Source organism: Mycobacterium sp. OTB74 (assembly GCF_029892685.1).
Classification (GTDB): domain Bacteria; phylum Actinomycetota; class Actinomycetes; order Mycobacteriales; family Mycobacteriaceae; genus Mycobacterium.
In genome coordinates, this window is sequence record NZ_JARXVD010000010.1 from 84227 (window position 1) to 108714 (window position 24488).

The 24488-nt window shown below is 64.6% G+C and carries 17 protein-coding genes; 6 read left to right on the top strand and 11 right to left on the bottom strand.

Annotated elements, in window-relative coordinates; all coding sequences use genetic code 11:
* Positions 1–16 precede the first annotated feature (16 nt).
* From M2432_RS15190 to M2432_RS15205, 4 genes are all read right to left on the bottom strand, one after another.
* On the bottom strand, positions 17–814 hold the full coding sequence (locus M2432_RS15190) for a maleylpyruvate isomerase N-terminal domain-containing protein (protein WP_280827644.1): 798 nt from the start codon (positions 812–814) through the stop codon (positions 17–19).
* Positions 815–832: 18 nt separating this feature from the next.
* Positions 833–970, bottom strand: coding sequence for a hypothetical protein (locus M2432_RS15195; protein ID WP_280827645.1), 138 nt, complete (start codon positions 968–970; stop codon positions 833–835).
* The gene (locus M2432_RS15200) at positions 963–2345 is read right to left on the bottom strand and encodes an NADP-dependent succinic semialdehyde dehydrogenase (protein WP_280827753.1); all 1383 of its coding nucleotides are present in this window, start codon (positions 2343–2345) and stop codon (positions 963–965) included. The genes M2432_RS15195 and M2432_RS15200 overlap by 8 nt, the downstream gene beginning before the upstream one ends.
* Before the next feature lie 198 nt (positions 2346–2543).
* Positions 2544–2771, bottom strand: coding sequence for an alcohol dehydrogenase (locus M2432_RS15205; protein WP_280827646.1), 228 nt, complete (start codon positions 2769–2771; stop codon positions 2544–2546).
* Between the two features lie 303 nt (positions 2772–3074).
* On the opposite strand from M2432_RS15205, the gene M2432_RS15210 reads away from it, so the two are divergent.
* Genes M2432_RS15210 through narI form a run of 4 tightly spaced genes read left to right on the top strand, consistent with a single transcriptional unit; the run spans position 3075 to position 9769 of the window.
* Positions 3075–6740: a nitrate reductase subunit alpha gene (locus M2432_RS15210; protein ID WP_280827647.1), complete on the top strand. Its 3666-nt coding sequence runs from the start codon at positions 3075–3077 to the stop codon at positions 6738–6740.
* Positions 6741–6750: 10 nt separating this feature from the next.
* The gene (narH, locus tag M2432_RS15215; protein ID WP_280827648.1) at positions 6751–8346 is read left to right on the top strand and encodes a nitrate reductase subunit beta; all 1596 of its coding nucleotides are present in this window, start codon (positions 6751–6753) and stop codon (positions 8344–8346) included.
* Positions 8343–9029 carry a nitrate reductase molybdenum cofactor assembly chaperone gene (gene narJ / locus M2432_RS15220; protein ID WP_280827649.1) on the top strand — a complete coding sequence of 229 codons (687 nt, stop codon included), beginning with the start codon at positions 8343–8345 and terminating at the stop codon, positions 9027–9029. The genes narH and narJ overlap by 4 nt, the downstream gene beginning before the upstream one ends.
* Positions 9026–9769 carry a respiratory nitrate reductase subunit gamma gene (gene narI, locus M2432_RS15225; protein WP_280827650.1) on the top strand — a complete coding sequence of 248 codons (744 nt, stop codon included), beginning with the start codon at positions 9026–9028 and terminating at the stop codon, positions 9767–9769. The genes narJ and narI overlap by 4 nt, the downstream gene beginning before the upstream one ends.
* Positions 9770–9773: 4 nt before the next feature.
* On the opposite strand, the gene M2432_RS15230 is transcribed toward narI, so the two are convergent.
* A complete protein-coding gene (locus M2432_RS15230; RefSeq protein WP_280827651.1) occupies positions 9774–10052 on the bottom strand; it encodes a hypothetical protein in 279 nt (92 codons plus the stop codon).
* Between the two features lie 44 nt (positions 10053–10096).
* Positions 10097–11485: a DUF1254 domain-containing protein gene (locus M2432_RS15235; RefSeq protein WP_280827754.1), complete on the bottom strand. Its 1389-nt coding sequence runs from the start codon at positions 11483–11485 to the stop codon at positions 10097–10099.
* Between the two features lie 207 nt (positions 11486–11692).
* Here M2432_RS15235 and M2432_RS15240 point away from each other — a divergent pair, with 207 nt between their 5' ends.
* Both M2432_RS15240 and M2432_RS15245 read left to right on the top strand, forming a co-directional pair.
* Positions 11693–12694 (top strand): AraC family transcriptional regulator, encoded by a 1002-nt coding sequence (locus M2432_RS15240; RefSeq protein WP_280827652.1) that lies wholly within the window; start codon positions 11693–11695, stop codon positions 12692–12694.
* Positions 12691–12882, top strand: a complete 192-nt coding sequence (locus M2432_RS15245) for a hypothetical protein (protein WP_280827653.1) — start codon at positions 12691–12693, stop codon at positions 12880–12882. The genes M2432_RS15240 and M2432_RS15245 overlap by 4 nt, the downstream gene beginning before the upstream one ends.
* On the opposite strand, the gene M2432_RS15250 is transcribed toward M2432_RS15245, so the two are convergent.
* The 5 genes from M2432_RS15250 to M2432_RS15270 form a co-directional block, all read right to left on the bottom strand.
* Positions 12876–13367 (bottom strand): tryptophan-rich sensory protein, encoded by a 492-nt coding sequence (locus tag M2432_RS15250; protein ID WP_280827654.1) that lies wholly within the window; start codon positions 13365–13367, stop codon positions 12876–12878. The two genes, M2432_RS15245 and M2432_RS15250, sit on opposite strands and share 7 nt — an antisense overlap.
* A 61-nt stretch (positions 13368–13428) precedes the next feature.
* Positions 13429–14790 (bottom strand): deoxyribodipyrimidine photo-lyase, encoded by a 1362-nt coding sequence (locus M2432_RS15255; RefSeq protein ID WP_280827655.1) that lies wholly within the window; start codon positions 14788–14790, stop codon positions 13429–13431.
* 13 nt (positions 14791–14803) lie between these two features.
* Positions 14804–17974, bottom strand: a complete 3171-nt coding sequence (locus M2432_RS15260) for an arabinosyltransferase domain-containing protein (protein ID WP_280827656.1) — start codon at positions 17972–17974, stop codon at positions 14804–14806.
* Complete coding sequence (locus tag M2432_RS15265; RefSeq protein WP_280827657.1) at positions 17971–21231, bottom strand: arabinosyltransferase domain-containing protein; 3261 nt, start codon at positions 21229–21231, stop codon at positions 17971–17973. The genes M2432_RS15260 and M2432_RS15265 overlap by 4 nt, the downstream gene beginning before the upstream one ends.
* A gap of 45 nt (positions 21232–21276) precedes the next feature.
* Positions 21277–24486 carry an arabinosyltransferase domain-containing protein gene (locus M2432_RS15270; RefSeq protein ID WP_280827658.1) on the bottom strand — a complete coding sequence of 1070 codons (3210 nt, stop codon included), beginning with the start codon at positions 24484–24486 and terminating at the stop codon, positions 21277–21279.
* Positions 24487–24488 lie beyond the last annotated feature (2 nt).

A 24488-nucleotide genomic window follows, 5' to 3' on the forward strand; every position in this document is an offset into this window, starting at 1 on the left:
GGTCGGCGCCTCCTTGTCAGATGATGTTGAGACAGTCCAGGAAGGGAGTGGCCGCTGATGAGTCACCGCTGATCTCACAGAAGTCACGCCACGGCTTTCGGGTGGTAGCCCAAGCGATGAAATCCACTGCTGTACTGCGAATTGTGGTGTCTCCGTGGATACCGGGCACCACCGTCAGGTGTCCGCCGGAACCGCCGTTGGGAAGCACCGTGACGGTGACAGCGCCCGGTGTGGTCAGCTCGAGCACCAGCGGCACCGTCACCGTCGCATCGAGCTCAGGGCCTTGCATTTGTGGCAGCCCGGCCAGCATGAATTCGACGGCGGGGGCAACGATCTCGTCGGTCGGTTCGGGTACGGAGAACGGCAGCGGTCCGTCGGGGGCCAGCATGTCGAACCGCAAGTGGCAGAACACATTGAACGCGGTGGTGTTCGCCAGGAGATGACGCGGATAGGTCCCGAGACCCGGAACAACCACCGGCTCGGACGCCACCTCCGGTTCCTGACCCGCTTCCTGCAGGTCCAGCTGCTTGGGAGCATACTGGTGCCACTCGGCGATCACCTCGGCATGGCTCCACCCGCGACGCTGGTTGACCCGCAGATCGTGGTAACGCTCACGAACTTTCGGCCACGTGGGGTCGGGCGCGGGCGGGCACACAGTCTCGTAGGCCAGCGCCCCAAGGTGCGCCAGCACGTCGATGACCCGCCAGCCCGCGCAGGCCGATGGCAGCTCCCACTGGTTGTCGCTGACTGATGGAATGATTTCGGCTAGTTGGCGATTGCTCTCGCGTGCCGCGGCTAATCCGATGCGGGTCACCGTCGCGTCCCTTCGTGGTCAGCCGGAGGCCGCGCGGTGCGACACCCGGTAAGTGGCCGCCAACGAGAACGACGGGTTGTCGAGGTCGTCGTCGATCGCCTCGTTCGCGAGAACGCCGGTACCGAGTACCGCCACCGTCGGCAACGTGTCAGGCATCAGCGCCGATCCAGACCGTCTTGGCGTTCATGAACTCGCGCATACCGAGGTCTGACAGTTCGCGCCCGTAACCACTGCGCTTCACCCCGCCGAACGGGATCTCCGGGTAGCTGGTGGTGTTTCCGTTGATGAACGCCATGCCGGACTGGACGTCGCGGACGAACACCGCCCGTTCCTCGGGGTCCTCGCTCCACAGGTTAGAGCCGAGTCCGTACGGGTGGGCGTTGGCCTGTTCCAGGGCGTCCTGCACCGAGGACACCCGGAACACCTGGGCCACCGGGCCGAACACCTCTTCGTGGTACATGTTCATGTCCGCGGTGATGTCGGTCAGGACGGTGGGCGGGTAGAACCAGCCGGGCCCGTCGGGGCGCTTGCCGCCGACTACCGCCGTGGCTCCCTTGGCCAGGGCATCGTCGACATATGCCGCTACATCGTTGCGACCTGATTCGGTGGCCAGCGGGCCGACGTCGGTGGCTGCGTCCATTGGGTCGCCGAGCACCAAGGCCGCCATTTTCGCTGCGAACCGATCGAGGAATGCGTCGTAGATGTCGGAGTGAACGAAGAACCGCTTGCCATTGATGCACGACTGGCCGTTGTTGAGGGTGCGCGCCTTCACAGCGACATCTGTGGCCCGCTCCAGGTTCGTCGACGGCATGACGATGAACGGGTCTGAGCCACCGAGTTCGAGGACGACCCGTTTGATCTCAGACCCGGCAATGGTGGCAACCGACTTGCCCGCGGGTTCACTGCCGGTCAACGTGGCGGCCTTGACCCTGTCGTCGCGCAGGACCTGCTCCACCCGTCCGGACGAGATCAGCAGGGTCTGGAACACGTCGGCGGGGAAGCCGGCCTCGCGGAACAGCTGCTCCATGAAGAGCGCGGTCTGCGGCACGTTGGATGCGTGCTTCAGTAGCCCCACATTGCCTGCGGTCAGCGCCGGCGCAGCGAACCGCATGGCCTGCCACAGCGGGAGGTTCCACGGCATGACGGCCAGCACCGGACCGATCGGCTGATAGGTCACGTAGGTTTCCTTGGCGCCGACACGCGCGGCGTCCGCCGGCAGGTTCTTCAGAAATGCCGGCCCCTCGGCTGCATAGAAGCGAAGGCCGCGAACGGATTTCGCGACTTCCTCCAGCGCCGCCAGGTAGGTCTTGCCCATCTCGGTGGTGATCAATCTGCTGATCGAGTCCGTGGCCTTTTCCAGGTTGTCAGCGGCTTGGTTCAGCCATCCGGAACGTTCTTCCACACTCGTCAGTCGGTACGAGGCAGCCGCGGCAGCGGCACGGCCGAGCTTGTCCTCCAGTTCGTCCGCGGTGAGCTCATCGAATTTCTTGAGTACCTCACCGGTCACCGGACTTGTCGTCGCGATCGCCATGGTGGTCCGTTCCCTTCGCTCGCGGATACCAGTCACGAATACTTTTGTCGGGCAAACACTTTGAATTGTCGATCCAGTTAGTTCAGCCGTGCGGACATGCCGACTGCCGGCCCGACGATCCGGCCAGCATGCCATCGATTACAACGCTCGATCCATAGCACGATATGCGATTTTTAGGGACGATCGCAGCAAGAATGGTCAATCGAATACGACGACCGCACGGCCCACGACGTCTCCGCGACCCAGCGCCTTCAGCGTGTCATTGATGTCGTCGAGCGGGACGGTGGTGACCATGTGTTTGATCTGTCCGGCGGCGGCGGCGGCGAGCGATAGCACCTCGGTCAGGTCGTTGTGGTTCCCCCAGAAGGAGCCGAAGTACGACTTCTCGCTACTGACCCAAGGGAACAACGGGAGATCGACGTCCACCGGCTGAAATTCTCGGTTCGTCCTGACCTGCTCGTAAGCCTGTGCGCATTGTTACCGCGCTGAAAAGAAATCCGGCGCCCTACGCGGCAGCAATGTGACGGGTGTCGTGTCCGGGCGGTTACGCGGCCCGATTGTGGGCGGATCTCTGCAGGTAGAGCCTGCGGCCCCGAAATCGCATCTATTACCGAACGTGACCGGGCTGTTAACGCGATTGCACAAGCCGTTGCGGCGGCCAGTGCGTTCTTTTGACGACTGAGGCGCAGTCCCTAACCTCATCACTCAACGGGTGGCAAGGAGGGCGTTGTGGCCGAAACCGGCGTGGTCAGTCAGGCATCAGCTGAGTCGCTGCTGCGGTTGTCCAAATACTTTCACCGCGGCGAAATATCTGAGGACCTGCGCACCGTCCACAAGGTCGGTGGGCGTTCGGCGGACGACTTCTATCGCGACCGCTGGGCCTATGACAAGGTGGTCCGCTCCACTCATGGGGTCAACTGCACCGGGTCGTGCTCGTGGAAGATATACGTCAAGGACGGCGTAATAACTTGGGAGTCACAGCAAACCGACTACCCGTCGATCGGAGCAGACAAGCCAGAGTACGAGCCACGCGGTTGCCCACGCGGCGCGTCGTTCTCCTGGTACACGTATTCCCCTGCGCGCGTTCGTTATCCGTATGTCCGGGGACTGCTGTTGGATTACTACCGGGAAGCCAAAGAGCGGCTGCAGGATCCCGTGCTGGCGTGGGCCGACGTGGTCGAAGACCCGGAGAAGGCCCGGGCATACAAGTCAGCGCGAGGTCGCGGTGGCTTTGTCCGTGCTGAATGGTGGGAGGCCGCCGAGATCGCTGCGGCCGCCCACGTTTACACGGTGAAGACCTACGGTCCGGATCGGGTGGCCGGCTTCTCACCCATTCCGGCAATGTCGATGGTGAGTCATGCCGTTGGGGCACGGTTCATTTCGTTGATGGGCGGCTCGATGCTGTCGTTCTACGATTGGTATGCCGACCTGCCGGTGGCCTCGCCGCAGGTGTTCGGCGATCAGACCGACGTTCCCGAATCTGCGGACTGGTTCGATGCCGGCTATCTGATCATGTGGGGCTCCAACGTCCCGGTAACCCGTACACCCGACGCCCACTACATGACCGAGGCGCGGTACCGCGGCCAGAAAGTCATTGTGGTGTCGCCGGATTACGCGGACAACACAAAGTTCGCTGACGAGTGGCTCCCGGCGAATCCCGGCACGGATGCCGCGCTGGCCATGGCGATGGGCCATGTGATCCTCAAAGAGTTTTTCGTCGAAAAGCAGACTCCGTATTTCACCGATTACGTCAAGAAGTACACCGACCTCCCGTTCCTGGTCACCTTGGTCGAACGCGAAGGCCGGGTGCTGCCCGGAAAGTTCCTCACCGCAGCAGATCTCGGGGATACCGGCGAGGGCGCGCAATCGAAAACCGTACTGCTGGATCAAGCCGGGCAGCCGGTGGTGCCAAATGGGTCGCTGGGCCATCGCTTCACCCCCTCCGGCGAAGGCCGATGGAACCTCGATCTGCAAGGGGTCCAACCCCTCCTCACACTGCACGGTGGTGCCAACGACGTCACCACCGTTGCACTTCCTCGGTTCGACACCGACCAACCCGGAGTGCTGGAACGCGGGGTGCCAACCAGAGTTGTTGCAGGAAAACTGGTTACCACCGTATTCGATCTGATGCTGGCGCAGTACGGCGTGGTGCGAGACGGGTTGCCGGGCACCTGGTCCACCGGATACGACGACGCCACCGCGCCGTACACGCCGGCCTGGCAGCAGGCCATTACCGGAGTGCCGGCGCAGGCCGCGCTGCGGATTGCCCGCGAGTTCGCCGACAACGCCGAGCGTTCCAAGGGGCGCTCGATGATTCTCATGGGGGCCGGCACCAACCATTGGTTCCACTCGGACCAGATCTACCGTTCGTTCCTGTCCCTGGTCATCCTCACCGGATGTCAGGGCGTCAACGGTGGCGGTTGGGCGCACTACGTCGGACAAGAAAAATGCCGGCCGGTAACAGGATGGGGCGCATTGGCTTTCGGGCTGGACTGGCAGCGCGCACCGCGGCAGATGCAGGGCACGGTGTTCTGGTACCTGGCCACCGACCAGTGGCGTTACGACCGGTTCACTACCGAGCCCATGACATCGCCGCTGGCTGCGGGCACCCTGACGGGCCGAACCGCAGCGGACAATATCGCGCTGGCCAGCCGCCTGGGCTGGATGCCGAGCTATCCGACGTTCAACCGCAATCCGTTGGATCTGGCCGATGAGGCCGAGCGACTGGGCAAGGAACCGGCACAACATGTGATGGACGGCCTCACCTCTGGGCATCTGCAGTTCGCTTGCGAGGACCCCGACGCCCCGGAGAACTTCCCGCGGTGCCTCACGGTGTGGCGGTCCAACCTGCTGGGCTCCTCTGCCAAGGGCAACGAATACTTCCTCAAGCACCTGCTCGGAGCCGACAACAATGTGGCCGCCAGCGACGAGGACGGCCTGCGCCCGCAGGAGGTGCGCTGGCGCGACGAGGCGCCGGCCGGGAAGTTGGATCTGTTGCTGTCCTTGGACTTCCGCAACACCAGCACAACCCTGTATTCGGACATCGTGCTGCCGGCTGCGACGTGGTACGAAAAGCACGACCTGTCCAGCACCGACATGCATCCGTTTGTGCACGCGTTCTCCCCGGCGATTTCGCCGCCCTGGGAGACCAAGACCGACTTCGACGCGTTCCACCGTATTGCCCGCGGCTTCTCCTGGTTGGCCGAAAAACACCTGGGCAAGCGCAAGGACATCGTGGCGATGCCGTTGGCGCACGACACTTCCGACGCCACCGCCCAGCCAGGCGGACGAGTGCTGGACTGGAAAGCTGGTGAATGCGAACCGATTCCGGGCAAGACCATGCCGCGTCTGGTGACGGTGGAACGGGACTATCCGGCGCTGGCCGACAAGATGGCGGCTCTGGGGCCGCTGGTGGAAACCCTGGGCCTGACGGTTAAGGGCGTCACCACGCACCCGGATGCTGAGGTCGAGTACCTACGCGGGGTCAACGGTGTCTCTGACCGTGGCGTGGCCGCGGGTCGGCCGTCACTGGCCAAGGACACCCATGCTGCGGAGGCCATCCTCGCCCTGTCCGGCACCACCAACGGACGACTGGCAGTGGAGGGCTTCGAAGCCCTGCAGCGTCGTACCGGGACCGAATTGGTGGATCTCGCTGCCGAAAATGAAGGTAAGCGAATCACCTTCGCGGATACTCAGTCTCGACCCATGCCGGTGAACACCTCGCCGGAGTGGTCGGGTTCGGAGACGGGTGGACGCCGCTATTCGCCGTTCACCATCAACACCGAGCGGCTCAAGCCGTGGCACACGTTGACTGGGCGCCAGCACTTCTATCTGGACCACGATTGGATGGACGAACTGGGGGAGCAGTTGCCGACATTCCGTCCACCGCTGGACATGACCGCACTGTTCGACGAGCCGGCAGTGGGGGACACCAGTGGCGGGATCACCGTCCGCTACCTAACCCCGCACTCCAAGTGGTCGATCCACTCGGCATACCAGGACAACCTTTACATGCTGACGCTTTCCCGTGGCGGACAGGCGATCTGGATGTCGGATGTCGATGCCGCCAAGATCGGGGTGAAAGACAACGACTGGATCGAGTGTACCAACCGCAATGGCGTGGTGAATGCCCGCGCGATTGTCAGTCACCGGATGCCTGAAGGCCTGGTCTTCATGTACCACGCCCAAGACAAGGCGGTGGATGTACCGCGCACCGAGAAGACCGGCAAGCGCGGCGGTATTCACAACGCCCTGACCCGGATCATGATCAAGCCTACGCACCTAATCGGCGGCTATGCGCAACAGTCTTTTGCCCTGAATTACCACGGGCCCACCGGAAATCAGCGCGACGAGGTCACCACGATTCGTCGCCGTTCGCAAGAAGTGGAGTACTGACGTGCGAGTCATGGCCCAACTGGCGATGGTGATGAACCTCGACAAGTGCATCGGCTGTCATACCTGCAGCGTTACGTGCAAGCAGGCGTGGACCAACCGCAGCGGCGTTGAGTACGTCTGGTTCAACAACGTGGAAACCCGTCCAGGACAGGGATATCCACGTCAGTATCAGGACCAGGAACGCTGGAAGGGTGGCTGGACGCTGAACAAGCGCGGCAAGCTGACGTTGAAATCCGGTTCCCGGTTCAAGCGGTTGTTGAACATCTTTGCCAACCCTGACCTGCCAACGGTTTCCGACTATTACGACCCGTGGACCTACGACTACGACAACCTACTGTCTTCGCCACTGATGGACACCACGCCGGTGGCCCGGCCGAAGTCGTTGATCACCGGGCGGGATACGAAGGTCACTTGGGGTGCCAACTGGGACGACGACCTCGGCGGCGGGCCGGAACAGGTAGGCCGAGATCCGTTGCTGGCCAAGATCGAAGAGGTCAGCCAGAAGGTGAAGCTCGAATTCGAGCAGACCTTCATGTTCTACCTGCCGCGCATCTGCGAGCATTGCCTGAACCCCGCGTGTGCCGCGTCGTGCCCATCTGGCGCCATCTACAAGCGGTCCGAGGATGGCATTGTCTTGGTCGATCAGGACAAGTGTCGCGGCTGGCGCCAGTGCGTCACCGGATGTCCTTACAAGAAGATCTACTTCAACCACAAGACCGGCAAGGCTGAGAAGTGCACCTTCTGCTATCCCCGCGTCGAAGTGGGCATTCCCACTGTGTGCTCGGAAACGTGTGTGGGCCGACTGCGGTACATCGGTGTGATGCTGTACGACGCGGACAAGGTGCTCGAGGCTGCATCGGTGACCGATCAAAAAGACCTGTATCCGTCCCAGCTTGGGGTGTTCCTCAACCCGCATGATCCGCGAGTGGTGGCCGAAGCCGAGCGCGCCGGCATCTCACCGGAATGGATTGAGGCAGCGCAGAATTCGCCGGTCTACCGGTTGATTGTCGACTACCAGGTTGCGCTGCCGCTGCATCCGGAGTACCGGACCATGCCGATGGTCTGGTACGTACCACCGCTGTCGCCGGTGGTGGACATCCTCAAGGAGACAGGCCACGACGGCGAGAACAAGAACAACCTGTTCGGCGCCATCGACACCCTGCGGATCCCGATCGAATATCTCGCTGAGTTGTTCACCGCGGGTGAGGTCGGTCCCGTGCGAGCGTCGCTGCAGCGGTTGGCTGCGATGCGGGCGTACATGCGATCGGCCAACCTCGGTGAGGAGTTCGACGAGTCCATCCCGGAATCGGTGCGCCTGAGTGGTGACGAGATCGAGTCGATGTACCGGCTGCTGGCGATCGCCAAATACCAAGACCGCTACGTCATCCCGAGCGGAGCTGGGGCCGACGCGCACCGACTGGACGCCATCGCGACCGGATGCAGTTTGGAGGGCGACGGCGGCCCCGGCATGACCGCATTCGACTCGATGGCCGACAAGTTCCACCTGGTGGACACCAACAGCGCCGTGCCCAAGGACGATCCATCACGGGTGAATCTGCTCAACTGGGACGGGCGCAGTTCCGAAGGGCTGGTGCCGACGCGATGAAACTACTGGCTCGGGGACGCCGGACGGGTTCCGGCACCGAACTGTCCGAACACCAGCAGCGGCTGGTCTGGCGCATCGTCGCACTTCTTCTCGACTATCCGACTGACGAAACATGCATTCTTGCAGATCAATTGGCCACAGCAGCAGCCGAAATGCCTGAGCCGGTCCGCACTCAGCTGACGGACTTTTTGCTGTACTTCTGCGAGACGGAACCGACGCAACGCGCCGCGCGATATGTCGAGACGTTCGACATGCGGCGAAGGTCCAGTCTGCACCTGACGTACTACGCCTACGGCGACACCCGCAAGCGGGGTTCGGCCCTGCTGCGGTTCAAGCACGCTTACCGGCAAGCGGGTATCGAGATCGGCGAAGCCGAACTACCCGACTATCTGCCGATGGTGCTCGAGTTCGCCGCGACCGTAGACCAGGTCCGGGGTGAGCGACTGCTGGCTGAACATGTACCGGTGCTGGAACTGCTGCGACTTTCCCTGCAGGACAACGGTTCACCTTATGCCGGCTTGCTGGCCGCGGTGCTGGTAACGCTCCCGCCGATCAGCACTGCTGACCGTCGCCGCATAACCGAGTTGGCTGCAGAAGGTCCGCCCGACGAGGACGTGGGCCTCGATCCGTTCGGCATGGATCCCATGACGATGAACCCAGCCATGATCGGGGGCCGACGATGACCAATTTGTTGTGGATGACGCTTCCCTACATCGCCTTTACCTCTTTTGTGCTGGGCCACATCTGGCGTTATCGGACCGACCAATTCGGTTGGACCACAAGGTCATCGCAGATTTATGAGAGCCGGCTGCTGCGGCTGGGCAGCCCGCTGTTCCACTTCGGGGTGCTCGGGGTCCTCGGCGGACACGTGGTGGGCCTGATGATCCCGCAGTCATGGACAAACGCAATCGGCGTATCCGAGCACGTCTACCACCTGATGGCCGTGGGCATGGGTGCGCCTGCGGGGTTTGCGGTTATCGCCGGTGCCGGCATTCTGCTGTACCGCCGGATCGTGGTTCCAGAAGTCCGGACCGCCACTACAACCAACGACAAGCTGATGTATCTACTGCTGGTCGGCGCTCTGCTCACCGGGATGGTCAACACGCTGACCAATGTGTTCGCCGCCTATAACTACCGCGAGACGGTGTCTCCGTGGCTACGGAGCCTGTTCACCCCGAATCCCGCACCGGAACTGATGGCCAACGCGCCGTTGAGCTTTCAGGTCCACGTACTGATCGTGCTCACCCTGCTGGGCATCTGGCCCTATACCCGATTGGTACACATGTTCAGTGCACCAATCGGGTACCTGACACGCCCGTACGTCGTTTACCGCAGTCGTGATCCGCTACGCGCCAGCGGTAACCGGTACGCAAAGGCCTGGGTGACGCCGCAGGCCCCGCCGCCGCGCAGCCGTTGGGTGTGACCGGTTAGCAGGGGTCGCCCGGCGGGGTGAAGTAGGGCACGCCTTCGACTGTGTAGCACGGGACTTCGCCCGGAACGTAGGGGTGGTCGGCGGATGCGATGGCTGCGCCCGCCGCGACGCCGCGGGCGACCGGGTCGCCGCAGCCGCTGACCCCGACGAACCGGCCATGAACGCCGGCGCAGATGTCGGCAGAAGCAATGGGAGCAGCGACAATTGGGGTGATCGCCAGTGGTGCGGCGACCACCGCCGCTGCGGCACACAGTGCCATGGTGTTCTTCTTCACGGAATCTCCTCGATCGTGTTCGGTTGTTAGGCGGGAGGGACCGGTCAGGCGGTTTTGCTGACGACCGGAGGCTTCCAGGTGCCGTCAATTATCGACGGTGGAGTCTCCTTGGGCCAGTACAACCGCAACATCAGATTGAACTTTCCGGATGGTGCGGGCAGCCAGTTGGCCTCATGCCCGGGACCCGGATTGTCGTGCTGCAGATACAGATCCACCGACCCGTCGGGGTTGGTGACGAAGGCGTTGCGCTGGCTCAGGTTGTAGCGGTTCAACGGATTGTCCACGAAGAAGAAGCCCTCGTCGTACATGGTCAGCGACCAGAACCCGTTGGCGGGCGGCAGCTGGTCCTTGTCGAAGTGCACCGTGTACTTGTTGGCACCGCTGTAGGGCTGGCCGCTGGCATCGACTTCGGACGTCGGATACACCGCATCCTGAGGTCGGTTGGCGCCCAACCCGATTGCGGTGATCACCGCGCGCTGCAGATAGTCGGTGCCGTACTGCCCGGTCTTGGTGGTGAACCGCCAGCCGTTCACGCTATCGAAGCTCTTGAAGTGGGCCATGATCTTGTCGAACCCTTCCTTGGGCACCGACTTCAGGGCGGCAGCGACATCAGCGCCGTACTTGTTGATGTCGAACTTCTGCCCCGGTACCAGGCCGATCTTGGCCATCTTGTCCACTGCCGGCTGATCAGCCGGAGTGGGCGGGTTGTCCTTCATCAGGGTTGCCATGAGGTTGAAGTAGTCTTCGACGCTCAAGTTGTTGACCTGATCGCGCACCGGGGTCTTCATGTCGATGGTCGGGTCGACCTTGCCGGCCGGCGGCGTGTAGGGCTTGCCGTAAGAACTCAACGGCGCCAACGAGATTGCGTCCTGCATCTTGTGGACCGCGGCGTAATCCTCGGGCGTGCCGGTGCAGTAGATGCGGCCCAGCAACCACACCGTCGAGGTCGGCGACCTGTATTCCGTCACCCCCGGGGGCAGGGTGCCTTTCCAGTTCGGTCCGGTGATGGCGTAGGTCTGGGGCCCGGTGCCGGTGGTGCGTTTGCCGGGGACCTCGAACACATTTGTGTACCCGTCGAGCATCGGGAACAGGTAGTAGCGGTCGGCCGCCTCGGGCAGGCTCAGCACCCACGGTTCATCTTTGACGTCGATGAACCCGTTGGTGTACAGCGTGTCCGCGTTAGGGGCGGTGACATCCCGGAACGCGGCGTTGGGGTACTCGCGCATCCGCATCAACTGCCCCATCGGAGCTCGGGAACCGTCCACTTTCTCGACGTTGGTCATCACCCGTCGGGTCATCTCGGTGGTGACCAATGCGTAGCCGTAGGTGTACGCGTCCAGGGCGATAGCTTTGGCCGCATCGGCAGACAACGGCCCGGCCGAGGATTTGTCCGACGGTGATGGCGAACATCCCGACACGGCGGCCGCGACCAGGGCAGTGCTGACTGCCGCTACACGCCAGGCCAGTCGCCGATATCTAGCATTCACGAAATATTGTTCCTCTCTTGAGGGTTCACCGTAAGTCACGGCGCGCCATTGTCCTGCCGACCCGCCGTGATACCCCGATCAGGGCATCTACTTTGCAAGATCTGGCAACCTACTGTCTTGACAATTCGGGACAAATATTTGACAGTCCAGGACATGGCGGTTATCCGGGGGACAGCGTTGATGGGTTTTCACCAGTTGGTCGCCGAACTGGGCGGTGACAGTCGTGAATTCGCCGCCGCGGCTCACATTCCGTATGACGACATCGGGCGCCAGGACCGGTTCATCTCGTTGCCCAACGGGGCCAAGATGTTAGAAGATATTGCTGCTGCACTCCAAAACCCCGATTTCGGAAGGCGTCTGGCGCTTCGGCAGGGAATCGACATCCTCGGCGCAGTTGGGCTGGCGGGCCGCAACGCCGCCACCGTTGCTGAAGCCTTCCTGATTTTCGACAAGTTCATGGCGGCCTACAGCCCCTCGATCAGCGCCCGGATGACTGCCCACCTGGACCCGGATATGAGTCGCTTCGAATTCGAATATCGCCTCGATCCGACGCCGCCACAGGCTCAGGCCATCGAGCTTTCGCTGGGCGTGACCCTGCAGGTGCTGCGCAGGTTCCTCGGTGCCGGCTACCGGCCTGTCGCCGTACACCTGCCGCACCCCGCGCTCACCGCTGCCGATGACTACCAGAACTACTTCGGTTGCCCACCTGTGTTTTGCGAACCGGTCGCGGGATTCACCCTGCGCACCAACAATTTACAGTGCGCTCTGCCCACTGACCGGCTCGCACACCAGACCGCTGTGGACTACCTGTCGGGCACCATCGGCGACTATGGTCCGGCCACCAGTCAGTTGGTGCGCAGTCTGGTGCGTCAGTTGCTGCCCACTGGTTCGGTCAGTCTGCCCGATATCGCTCGGCACATCGGGATTCATCCCAAAACCCTGCAACGCCGGCTGGCCGCCGAGGGAGAGGCCTTCGCCGACCTGGTTGACCAGGCCCGCCGCGAGACGGCCCAACGACTGCTCATCGACACCGATGTCAGCCTCGACCAGCTCTGCCGCCAGCTCGGCTACGCCGAGCAAAGCGTGCTCACCCGATCCTGCAAGCGCTGGTTCGGGACTACGCCCAGCGCCTATCGCAGCACCCGAAACACATGACACAGCCGGTACCGGGCTCCACGTTGCGACGGTTGATGGCGGTAGTGCTGGCAGTGGCGCTCGCCGGCGCAGGGGTTGCCAATCCGGCGGCGCCGGAGGTGCAGACGATCCGGGCAGACTTCATTGATGGCTACGACCTGAACATGGCGACCCTATGGATCACCTTGACACCTGGATGTTTTCACTGAACGTGCCGGTTGCGCCGCCAGATGCCTGCGCTCAGCACTGTGGCGAAGCCGCACCACAGCGGGTAGAGGGCCAGTGGCGCCGCGCGCAGGCCCAGGACGGTGATCGACCGGCGCGCCAGATCAGCACTGCTAGCGGTCAATCCAGCACTGAGCAGCACCGATGCGCCGAGCTTGCGTCTGTTGAAGAACAGCCATGACCAGGCGGTATTGAGAGTCAGATTGAGCGCCAGTGCGGTTTGATAGGTGCGACGTTCACCGTCGGCGCCGCTGGCTCTGAGTCGGTCGAGCGCACCTGCCGAGACGACGGCGATGTTGGTATAGAGCGCGGGCCACACCACTGGAAAAACCTGCCGCGGTGGTTGATACGGGGGCTTACGCAGTTTTTCGTACCAGTCTGATTGGACCGCCGGTGCTGACGCCAGGCCTCCGAGCGCGGCACAGGCGGCGGTGGCTGCGCCGGTGATCAGCAAGGTGGTGATTCGCATCGAAGTCCTCCCGTTCGCGAGGCTACCAGGATGCGGATGCACGTCATTCCCGCCGCGACGGTCATTTCCGCCGGTGTCCTGCTGCAATGGCCTGATAGCGCAACAGCGCTTCTGCACGTTCATCGCGGTGATCGACAATCGGTGCCGGGTAATTCGCAGGAGGGCGCCCGGTTGCCAGGTGGACGTCGTCGACGTCGGCCAATTCAGGAACCCAACGGCGAATGTAACTACCGTCAGGGTCGAACTTCTGGCCCTGTGCCGTTGGATTGAACAGGCGGAAGTATGGCGCAGCGTCTGTGCCGCTACCGGCGCACCATTGCCAGCCGTGCTGATTGTTGGCGACGTCGCCGTCGACCAATTGCTCCATGTACCAGCGGGCGCCCCATTGCCATGGCAGGTGGAGGTCCTTGACCAGAAACGACGCGGTGATCATCCGGAGCCGGTTCGGCATGAAGCCGGTCTGACGCAACTGCCGCATGCCCGCGTCGACGAACGGAAAGCCGGTGCGGCCTTCCGTCCAGGCTTCGAACAGTTGCTTGGCGGTCGTGTCGGTGTCTGTCTCGATGGCGTCGAAGTCGCGGTTCCAGTTGTGCCACGCACTATGCGGCCACTGATGCAGCACCGCGGCGTAGAAATCGCGAAAAGCCAACTGGCGCAGGTATGCAGCGTGGCCAGGCTGGCTCAAGTCGAGGTCGGCGGCCATAGTACGCGGATGGATCGTGCCGAACTTGAGATGCACCGCCATACCGCTGGTGCCGTCGACGCCGGGATAGTCGCGCTGTTCGGCGTAGCTTTCGAGACTTTCATCGACGAACCTCTTCCACTGCCTCAGCGCCGCGGCCTCTCCGGCGCCGCAGCAGGATGCGGCGTCCACGTCCGGGATGTCCGCCGGTCGGGCCCAGGAGTTGGACAGGTCGGCCGGATCAAGCCAGCGCGCGGACCCGCAATCTGAGCGGGCCGGGGCCCGCCAGCCGTGGTCGCTCCAGCGCCGGAAGAACGGTGTGAACACCCGATAGGGGGTGTCGTCTTCCTTCACCACCCGGCCGGGCGAGACCAGGTAGGGCGAGCCGGTCCGCACCAGGGGTGTGCGCCCCAGCGCCGCCTGCACCTGGTCGTCACGGCGCCGTCCGAATGGTGCGAAGTCCTCCGAGACGTGAACGGCGCTGGCACCAAGCTCCTTGGCTATCAACGGAATTCGCTCGGCCGGGTGCCCTCTGGTCACCAACAGTCGACCGTCGAGATCGGCTCGTAGCTGTCTCAGGCAGTCGGCGAGAAACCGCAGTCGGCGGGTGCCCGACGATGCTTCGAGTCGCGGATCCAACACAAAGCAGCCCAGCACCTCGCGGTCGTCGTCGGCAGCTGCGAGCAACGCGGGAAGATCGCGCAGCCGCAGATCCCGACGAAACCACAGGATTGAGGGCACGCAGCCAGCCTAGCTACGGCTCAATGCGCATCTTGCCCGGTGAGTACAGCCCACTGTGCGTAGTCGTGCCCAATTCCAGTTGCGCCGGCACCGCGTCCACGATCGTCGTGAACCGGCGCAGTGAGCCCCAATCCCGGCCCCAGTCGTCGGACAGGTAGGTCGCCATCACGTGCGCCCGCAGTAGCACGTCGGTGATACCCAACAGGCCGCCGTTGATGCCGTCCTGCCAGGTATCGGTGTCCTGCTTCTTGGCGGTGTAGTCCGGAGTGATCCGGAACTTCGGCACCTGGGTCACCCCGTTGTGCACCAGCATCGGTTGCTGGCACGGGAAGGCCAAGCCGACAGCCCAGTCCATCAGCACCGGTTGGGTTTTGCCGAGGTATTCCTGGACGGTCTGCAGCTCCGGCACCCGCGGTGGGGTGACGGCGATCCAGTCACCGAGGTTCAGCGAGAGGTTCTCGCCCACCACCCGGACGTAGGTCGCGTCGGCCGGAATCTGCCGACGGTCGTAGCGCAGGTTGCGCCACGACGGGGCCGGGCCCAGGTCGTACGGGGTCAGCCGCCCGGCGGCGACAGGTGCTCCGCCGGGGCCGGGGCGGCCGTATTCCAGTGCGACCTTTTGCGCTTCGGTGTGTCCGTTCAGCACGCTGTTTCCGGTGATGGTGCCGGCCGCGGTGACGACCACCAGCGGATGCGCAGCATCGGCACGGGGTAGGGCGTACCACGCCGAGGTCAGCTTGGACGGCTGGTGCGGGCCTTCGGTGTAGGTACCTGCCATCGGTACCCGCGCTGGGTCCAGGCCATACGGCAGCGGCACGGTTGAACCGTTGATGCCCGGTGTCTTGAGCTTGACCGCCGCATCCCAGTCCGAGTCGGTTCCGGATACCGGGTACTCCAGTCGAATCGCTTCGGCAACAATGTGATCCGGAACGCCGTTGGGAGTGAACCCGACTGAGCCGGTACCGCCGAGCGGGCCCAGTGGACCGTAGTCACCGAGCAGCGGAGCCAGGAATCCGGTGTTGGGGTCGGGCTCGACCAGCACGTTGTCGGCCAGCCCGCAGCCGCCCCCGAGTGCCCGCAGATTGCCGGCCAAGTTCGAGTACGTCGGGTATTCACGTACCGCACCGATGGCCATCGACGCTATGAACACCGCCACCATGAATCCGGCGGCCACCGGAATCGGTGCCGCGGTGATCATCCGCACCGCCCGGCTCTCCGGGTGGGTCTGGTTGAAGTGCAGCCAGAACGCCCATACCGCGGCGATCACAAACAGCACGAAAAATATTGTGCTGACCTTGATCCCGGCGATGGTCGGCATGTCGTTGTTGAACGGCACGCCGTAGCTCGACACGTACCACCAGCCGTTGGTGGTGGCGAAGCACAGCGCCATGACGAACAGCACCGCAGCCGCGAAGGCCATCCGGTTCCGCGGCGACCGCAGCACCGACCGGGACACCAGCACGGTTGCCACGGCCGCCATGGCCGCACCCACCGCGGCGAACAACCCGAAGTGGTGCACCCACTTGGTGGGGGTGAACATCAGGCAGAACATGGTCGCGAAGATGATGCCCATGAGCCGCCACACCGGGCCCCGGGCGACACCTGGAATCCGCTTGCGGCGCAGGATCATAAACATCGAGGTGAACAAGCTGAGCGCGGTGATCAGGAAGCCGAACCGGCGGGACATCGATCCGTCAACCGTCGGCAGGAACAGGTAGTAGTACCGCAGATTCTCGGTGTACCAGGCCTGGCTCGGGCCGATGGCGGTGCGAATCCTGGTGGCCTCCAACACCGTTGCCGCCGTTTGATTGACGAACACCACTGTCAGCACCACGAAGCCGGCCGCCAGCAGCGGCATGATCAGTGGCCAGATGCCGACCTCGCGACGCTTGCGTACCAGGATGCGCAACACCGGACGACCACCGGCGAGAAGCGCGGCTACCGCGATCAGGCCGGTCGGCTGGATACCCAAGGTGAAGGCCGCGGCGATGATGGCCAAGGCGGCGGGGGTCAACCGGCGGGAACCGATGGCGCGTTCGATCAGCACGTAGGTGATCAGCGCACCGGTGGCGATCTGACCTTCGGGGCGCAGGCCGTTGTCGAATGGCATCCACGCGGCCATCAGGACCAGACCCGCGGCCCACATGGCTGCCCGACTGCGGGCCACTGCCGGCCCCAGCCGGGGCAGCACCTCACGGGACAGCAGGAGCCAACACAGCAAGGAGCACAACAGATCCGGCAGCCGGATCCAGATGCTGGCGTCGCTGATGTGCGTCATCAGGGCCAGCACGTTGTAGTACCAGCCGAACGGATCCTCCGGGCTGCCGAACCACCGGAAGTAGTTGATCATGTAGTTCGCGTGCGGGGCGACGCGCGCCATCTGCAGGATGTAGCCGTCATCGGAGGAACCGGCGCCCAGCACATACCAGAGCACGAACCCGCTGACCACCACACCGTCGACCGCGGTGAGCGTGCGCCAACGTGACGGGATCAGTCGCCGCATCCGGCGCCCGTCCATGCGGTCCAGGCGCCACAGCGCCAGGACCGCGACGATGGTGGACGCGATTCCGCCGAATATGGCGATGTACTTCAGCGTGGTCGGCCGGTTGATGAACCGGGTGTCGATCGTCGCAGACAGTGAAAGACCTTGTGGTGCCTCACCCTTCAGGTCGGTGAAGACGCCGACGATGGCCGGTCGCAGATTGGGATCGGCGAAGCCCGTATGCAGTTCCTTGCCGTCGGTACCCGTCAGCCCCACGAACGTTGCGAAGGTTCCCGACTTGTCCGAGGTGAGTTCGATACGCGAACAGCCGGGTGCACCAACGACTTTCGCGCGAGGCACGCTGGCGATCACCACGTTGCGGTCGGTGACGTCGACCCGGGTGCTGGTGACGTTTATGAACAGTGCGTTGAGCGCAGCCTGCTTACCGTCCCGCGGCGCGGTGCCCAGCACCAGCCCACCGGCAGGCGGCAGCGAGTTGATCACCGAACACGGCACCGTCGCGGTCATCGAGACCGGCGTCTGTGAGATGAGCGGCGCCGTAACGTTGTTCAGCTGACCCTGCTGGGGCCAGTTGAGTGTCGCGGTGGTCTGGACCACCGGCAGTAGTGGGGTCAACGCTGACAGCAGGAAGCCGATCAGCCCGGCCACCATGGCGACCCAGCGAGCTGTGCGCGTGCTCATGGCAGTGCCCGGATCGGTCCGCGGCGGCTCCAGCCGTTGACGGTCGCGGTGCCCTGGTCAATGACGGCCGGCGGCGCCAGCTGAGGTGGCACCACCGGGTCGTATCGCTCGATGGACCCCCAGTCCCGGAACCAGTCGTTGCGCAGATATGTCGGGATGGTCGAGGTCTTCAACAACGCCTGGATGAACAGGAATGGCCCACCCTTTTGCGCGGACTGCCACATATTCGAGGAAACCACCACTTGCTTGACGTTGGGCAGGATGCGGTACTGCGGTAGCTCGGCGACGCCGAGGTGTTCGACGAAGGGTCGCTGGCACGGGAAATTCGCCGCGGTCGCGATGTCCATCAGGATCGGGGTCTCTGATCCGAGGAACTGCTGCGCGGTCTGCAGCGTCGGCACCCGTGGCGGGGTGAACCCGAACCACTGGTCCTCGGACAGGTTCGGATCGTCCGCCACGATGCGTGCCACATTGGCCTCGGGAGGTGCCGAGGTGAACGGGAACCGCAGGTTGCGCCAGGCGTACTGGGCGAAGGTATCGATCGGCTCAACCGAGTTGAGCGCCTGGAAGCTGCCGTCGGGCCGGTGGACACCCCATTGCAGTTTGAGCGACTGGCCGTAGTGGAACTCATGTTCCTCGTCGTGGAACCAGATGGCGCCGACCGCCGCGAGGGAGACCAGCGGTCGGTCCGCAGTGCGCGGAGGCAACTGGTACCAGGCCGAGGTGGCCTTTGCCGCCATTGTGTTCTCGCCATAGCTGCCCATCACCGGGGTGCGGGCCGGGTCCAGACCGAATGGCAGGAATACGTTTGAGCCGTTGACGCCGGTCGGGCCGTAGCCGCCGCCGGTGCCGGCCGCGAATGCGATACCGACATTGGGCTTGTTGGGTGAGCCGTCGGAGTTGACCGTGCCCGGGTTGGCGACCACCGGATGCGGCGGTGCCAGTGAATCGCTGATGCCGTTGGGGGTGAAGCCGACGGGGTTCTCACCGCCGAGCGGGCCGTATTTACCCCACTGCTGGCCGGCGACCGGTTGCAGCATGCCGACATTGGTGTCGGCCTCGACGAGCACGTCGTCGGCCATGGCGCAGCTGGTGCGGGACAGCCCCGAAGTCAGCGCCGACAGGTTGGCCTTGGCGGTGGTGTACTGCGGGTAGCGCTGTACGAAGCCCTTGGTCATCGAACCGACTTCCAGCACCACCATGATGGTTGCGACCACCAGTAGCGGGGTGGACGCCAGCACGCGGTTACGCCGGGTGTTGGCGACCTCGGTGTGGCCTGCGTAGTCGATGCGGAAGTGCAGCCAGCCGGCCAGTACTGCCGTGATGATCGCCAGCACCAGGAACATCGAGGTGACCGGATGGTGCGCCAGCACCGGCTGGCGGTCGAACCACGGCACGCCGTAGTTGCCGACGTAGAACCAGCCGTTGATCCCGGATGTGGCCCACGCCAGCATGAACAGCAGAGCGGTGACGTACAGCGCCAGGTTGCGTCGGCTGTGCAGGCCTACTGTCGCGAACACGAAAGCAGTCACCGCGCCGAGGGCGCCGGACAGCCCGGCGAAGGAGCCGAACTGCACCGCCCACTTGGTCGGGGTGAAATGCAGCAACAGCAGACCCAGCGCGCAGGCGCCGATCAACCGCCACACCGGTCCGCTGGCCAGCCCGGGCACCCGGCCCTTGCGCAGTAGCACGGCGATCATTCCGAACAGGCACAGCAGCAGGATCAGCACAGAGAAGCGTCGAGTTAGCGAACTGTCTACAGAATCTTCGACGGTCAGGAAGTAGTAGCGCAAAAATTCCTGGTACCAGGAGATGGTCGGCCCGACCTTGTACTTGATCCGCGCCGACTCGGCGACCGTGGCCAGCGTCTGGTTCCGGAACACCACGACCAGCAGCAGCGAGGCCGAGGCGGCCAGGGTAGCGATGGCTGCCAGCAGGCCGGTTCCGGCGCGGCGGCTGTGCACCACTCGGACCAGGGCGCGGGCGCCGATCAGCAGCGGCGCGACGGCGATCAGACCCTGTGGGGCAGTGGTGGCGGCCAGGCCTGCCACCACCAGCGCCAGCGCGGCCGGCACCAGTCGCCGGGTCGCGATGGCGTACTCGACCAGCACCCAGGTGGCGATGACACCGAAGGCGATCAGCGGTTCGGGCCGCAGACCGTTGTTGAACGGGTACCAGGCGGCGAGAAACACCGCAGCCGCGGTCCACACCGCGATGGAGTTGTGGGACATACCGCGGGCACCAGGCCCGAGCCGCGGAAGCACCCAACGTGACAGCAGCACCCAGGTGGCAACGCCGGCCAGTAGTGCGGGCAGTCGCATCCAGACCCCGTCGGTGCTGATTGCGGCCATCCGCGAAAGCACCGACTGGTACCAGTCGAACGGTGCCTCGGTGGTGCCGAAGTACCGGTAGAAGTTGGCGACGTAGCCGGCCTGGCTCGACACCCGGGCAATGGTCAGGTTGTAGCCGTCGTCGGAGGAGATCGCGCCGATCAGATGCCAGAGCAGCAGGCCGCCGACCACGGCGCCGTCGGCCAGCCAGTGCCACAGGCCAACCTTCCAGAAGCGTCGCCAGCCATCGGTGACCCGTCGGCCATCGAGTCGGTCCAGGACTGCCAGGGCCACCAGAGAGACCAGCGTCAGCAGCACGCCGAGGGCCATCGCGGCCGACTTGATCACGGTCGGGGCGACGATGAATCGGGTGTCGATGTCGATGCGCGCAGACAGGCCGGGCTGCGCGGGCACCTTCAGATCGGTGAATATGCCGGCTACCTGGGGCTTCTTCTCGACCGTGCCGACGCCGGAGGCACCGGGCAGACCCATGAAGTCGGCGCCGACGCCGCTGTTGGTGGCCCACAGGTGCAGGTTGCTGCACTTTCCGGCTGCGATGTCAGCCCGCTTGGCCACCGCGGCCACGGTGTCCCGGAAGGCGACGACGACGTCGGTGGCGTTGGCCCGGACGAACAGCCCGTTGCGGCTGGCGTCGATGCCGTCTGGCGGGATGGTGGAGAACACCAGGCCGCCGGCGGCCGGCAGGGTGGCGATCGCTGAGCACGGGACGGATACGTCCAGTGCCAGTGGGGCACCCGATACGAGTGGGGCGGTGACGTCGGATACCAGACCACCCGGACCGGCGGCCTGAGGCCAGAGCACGGTCGCGGTGGTCTGCTTGACGGGCAACAGCGGGGTCAGCGCGCAGAGCAGCAGACCGGCGAGGCCCGCGATGATCGCGACGAGTCGGGCAGTCCTGGCAGGCACGAGGCTAAAGAGTAGGCGACGTGCATGTGTACGCCGCCGAGGCGCTCAGGAATGACGCAACGGTGCAGGACTCCAGAACCCACTGCGGGTGGCCTTGCCCAGGTCGATCCGGGCGGGCTCGGCGTCTGGGTAGTACCTGGTGAACTGCTGCAGCGACCCCCAGTCCCGGAACCAGTCGACCTTCAGGTACGTCGGCACCGGGGTGGCCTTGAGGAGCAGCTCGGTGATGCCGAGCGGGCCGCCGCCGAGGTAGTCCATCACCGGTGAGTTGGCTTCGGCGCCGAACCGGTCCGGCAGGACGCGCCACTTGGGCACCTCGGTGACGCCGTTGTTGTGGCCGAACGGGCGCTGGCACGGGAACGCCAGGCCCACCAGCCAGTCCAACAGCACCGGATCCTTGGAGCCCACGACGTCCTGCAGGGATCGCAACTTCGGGATACGCGGTGGGGTCACCGCGATCCAGTGCTGGGGTGCCAGGTCGTCATCGGTGGCGACCACGCGGACCTGGGTGGCCTCGGACGGCATCGCGGACATCGGAGCGCGCAGGTTACGCCAGGCAGGCGGGGCGCCGACATCGGCGAAGCCAACGGCCCCGCCGATCTTGCCTGCCGCGGCTTGGGCGTCGGTGGCCCATTCGACCCGGACCTCACCCTGGTTGAACCTGCCTGCCGCGGCGATCACCAGGAGCGGGCCGGCCTCGTTGCGCGGCGGTAGGCGGTACCAGCCCGAGCGCGTCCGCGCCGGGATCTGGATGCCGGCCCGCCAACTGCCCAGCACCGGGGTGCGGGCCGGGTCCAGGTTGTAGGGCAGTCGAGCCTTCGAACCGTTCACCCCGGCCACAAAAGTGGTGCCGCCTTCGGTGCCGGGCTCGGCACCGGTGGACGTGTTGCCGTCGTTGTCGGCGAAGTTGCTGCCACCGGGGGGCTCCATGACCGGATCGGCTGAGACGTCGGCGGGAATCCCGTTGGGCGTGAAACCTTCTGAACCGCCGGAGCCCAGGGCATCACCGATCGGGGAGTTGATCGGGGCCAGCAGGCCGGCATTGGGGTCCTGCTCGACCATCACATCGTCGGCCAGCCCGCAGGTTTTTCCGGTGAGCGCCAACAGGTTCGAGCGGCCCACCGACCACGCGGGCCACTGCTCGGTCATGCCGAGTGTCAGTGACAGCACCTCGAACAGGACCACAACCCACGAGGCAATTGCCAAGGGCGCCTGGGGAATCCAGCGCTTCGGTGATTTGTCGGGGGCGTGATCGTAGAAGTGCAGCCAGGCAGCCCACAGCAGCACCAGCACCGACAGGCCCAAAAGGATGGTGGTGAAACCGAAGTGCCACTGCGGGAACTGGTTCGACCACGGCACGCCGAAGTTGGAGACGTACCACCAGCCGTTGACGGTGGCGAACGACAATGCCACGACGAACAAGACCGCCGCGGTGAACATGGCCCGGTTGCGGCGGGATCGCATGGCAGCAGTGCCGACGGCGACGGCCGCCAAGGCTCCCAGCGAGCCTGCCAAGCCGGCGAACACGCCGAAGTGGTGCGTCCACTTGGTGGGGGTGAACATCATGGCCAGGAACGAGATGATGGTGATGCCGACGATGCGCCGGGCCGGGCCGGCGGCGGTGCCGGGAATTCGTCCCTTGCGCAACGACATTGCCAGCGATACCACCAGCGCCAGCAGCAGCGTGAGCACCGCGAACCGGCGCGCTATCGAACCGTCGGGGCTGGAGGTGAACAGCCGCTCGTAGCGGATGTGCTCGTCGAACCAGCTCAAAGCGGGGCCGACGCTGGTCTTGAAGGTGCTGGCCTCGATCTCGGCCGCCAGGGTCTGATCGCGGAAGATCAGGATGATGGTGACCGTACAGGCAGCCAGGATCGGGGCCAGCAGCGCCAGATGGCCGAAGCGCGAAGTATGCCGCGCCACAATGGTTTTCAGCGGGCCGACGGCGACCAGTAGCGCACCCACCGCGGCTATACCAGTCGGGCCGGAGAACAGCGTCAAGGCGCCGATGATGATGGCGATGGCCACCGGCAGAAGTCGGCTGGTGGCCACGCCGCGTTCCACCGAGCACCAGGTCAGCAGCATGCCCAGCGCGATGATCGGCTCCGGCCTGATGCCGTTGTTCAGCGGCAGCCAGAACGCCAGGAACATGCCGGCGGCGGTCCAGGCGGCGACCCGGTTGTTCTTGACGGCGGTGCCCAGGCGGGGGAGTACCTCGCGGCTGATCACCCACCAACAGGCCAGGGCCATCAGCAGCGTCGGTAGCCGCATCCAGATGCTCGAGGTGGACACGTGCGCCCACAGCGCCAGCAGGTCGTAATACCAGCCGAACGGCGACTCCGGCGTGCCGAACCAGCGGTAGTAGTTGGCCATGTAGCCGGCGTGCTCGGATACGCGGGCCATGGTCAGGATGTAGCCGTCGTCAGAGGTGTTGGCCCCGACGAAATGCCACCACACCAGCGCCGCGGTCACCACACCGTCCAACGGGGTCAGCGACCACCAGCGTGGCGGCAGCAGTCGCTTGTGCCGCATGCCGTCCGCGCTGTCCAGCACGTGCAGTGCGCCCAGCGCGATCACAGTCAGCACGCCGCCGAAGATCATCGCGAGCATCTTCAGCAGGGTCGGCGAGGTGCTGTATCTCGAGTCGATGGTGGCCGAGAAGCTCAGCCCTGGCGGGGCCGGCCCGGACAGGTCGGTGAACACGCCGACGATCTGCGGCCGGAAGTCATAGCCGCTGCGTTCGCCCTGCAGGGGCTTGCCGGGGTTTCTGTCGGTGGGGCCCTGCACCAGCCCGACGAACTCGCCGGTCACCTTGTCGGCGTGCGCGGTGAACTTCAGCTCCTTGCAGGCCGGGCTCAGCACCTCGCTCAGCGGCGCGCTGACTACCGGGGTGTTGCGGACGATGACCAGCAGATCGCCACCCACTCGCTCGATGAGCAGGCCGCGATCGACGGCCTTGGGTGCCTGCTTGGGCACGGTGGACAGCAGCATCGTTCGGCCGGGGGCGGCTGGGTCCATCAATCCGGCGGCGGCCTGGCACGGGATGGTGATGTTCAGGTCAGTGGCGACGTAGCCGATCAGCGGCGCGTCGACACTGCTGAGCGTCCCGTTCTGGGGCCAGTTCAGCTTCGCGGTGGTCTGGGTGACCGGCAGCATTGGCGTAACTATGGCAAGAAATGCCCCGAGTAGTCCGGCAACGATCGCGATCCACCGCGCCGTTCGGTGATTGCGCTCCTGAACAGGCTCTCCGACCACGG

Coding starts and splice junctions, on each gene's coding strand:
- M2432_RS15195 (WP_280827645.1), bottom strand. CDS start 970: ATGCCTGACACGTTGCCGACGGTGGCGGTACTCGGTACCGGCGTTCTC.
- M2432_RS15200 (WP_280827753.1), bottom strand. CDS start 2,345: ATGGCGATCGCGACGACAAGTCCGGTGACCGGTGAGGTACTCAAGAAA.
- narH (WP_280827648.1), top strand. CDS start 6,751: ATGGCCCAACTGGCGATGGTGATGAACCTCGACAAGTGCATCGGCTGT.
- narJ (WP_280827649.1), top strand. CDS start 8,343: ATGAAACTACTGGCTCGGGGACGCCGGACGGGTTCCGGCACCGAACTG.
- narI (WP_280827650.1), top strand. CDS start 9,026: ATGACCAATTTGTTGTGGATGACGCTTCCCTACATCGCCTTTACCTCT.
- M2432_RS15240 (WP_280827652.1), top strand. CDS start 11,693: ATGGCGGTTATCCGGGGGACAGCGTTGATGGGTTTTCACCAGTTGGTC.
- M2432_RS15245 (WP_280827653.1), top strand. CDS start 12,691: ATGACACAGCCGGTACCGGGCTCCACGTTGCGACGGTTGATGGCGGTA.
- M2432_RS15250 (WP_280827654.1), bottom strand. CDS start 13,367: ATGCGAATCACCACCTTGCTGATCACCGGCGCAGCCACCGCCGCCTGT.
- M2432_RS15260 (WP_280827656.1), bottom strand. CDS start 17,974: ATGAGCACGCGCACAGCTCGCTGGGTCGCCATGGTGGCCGGGCTGATC.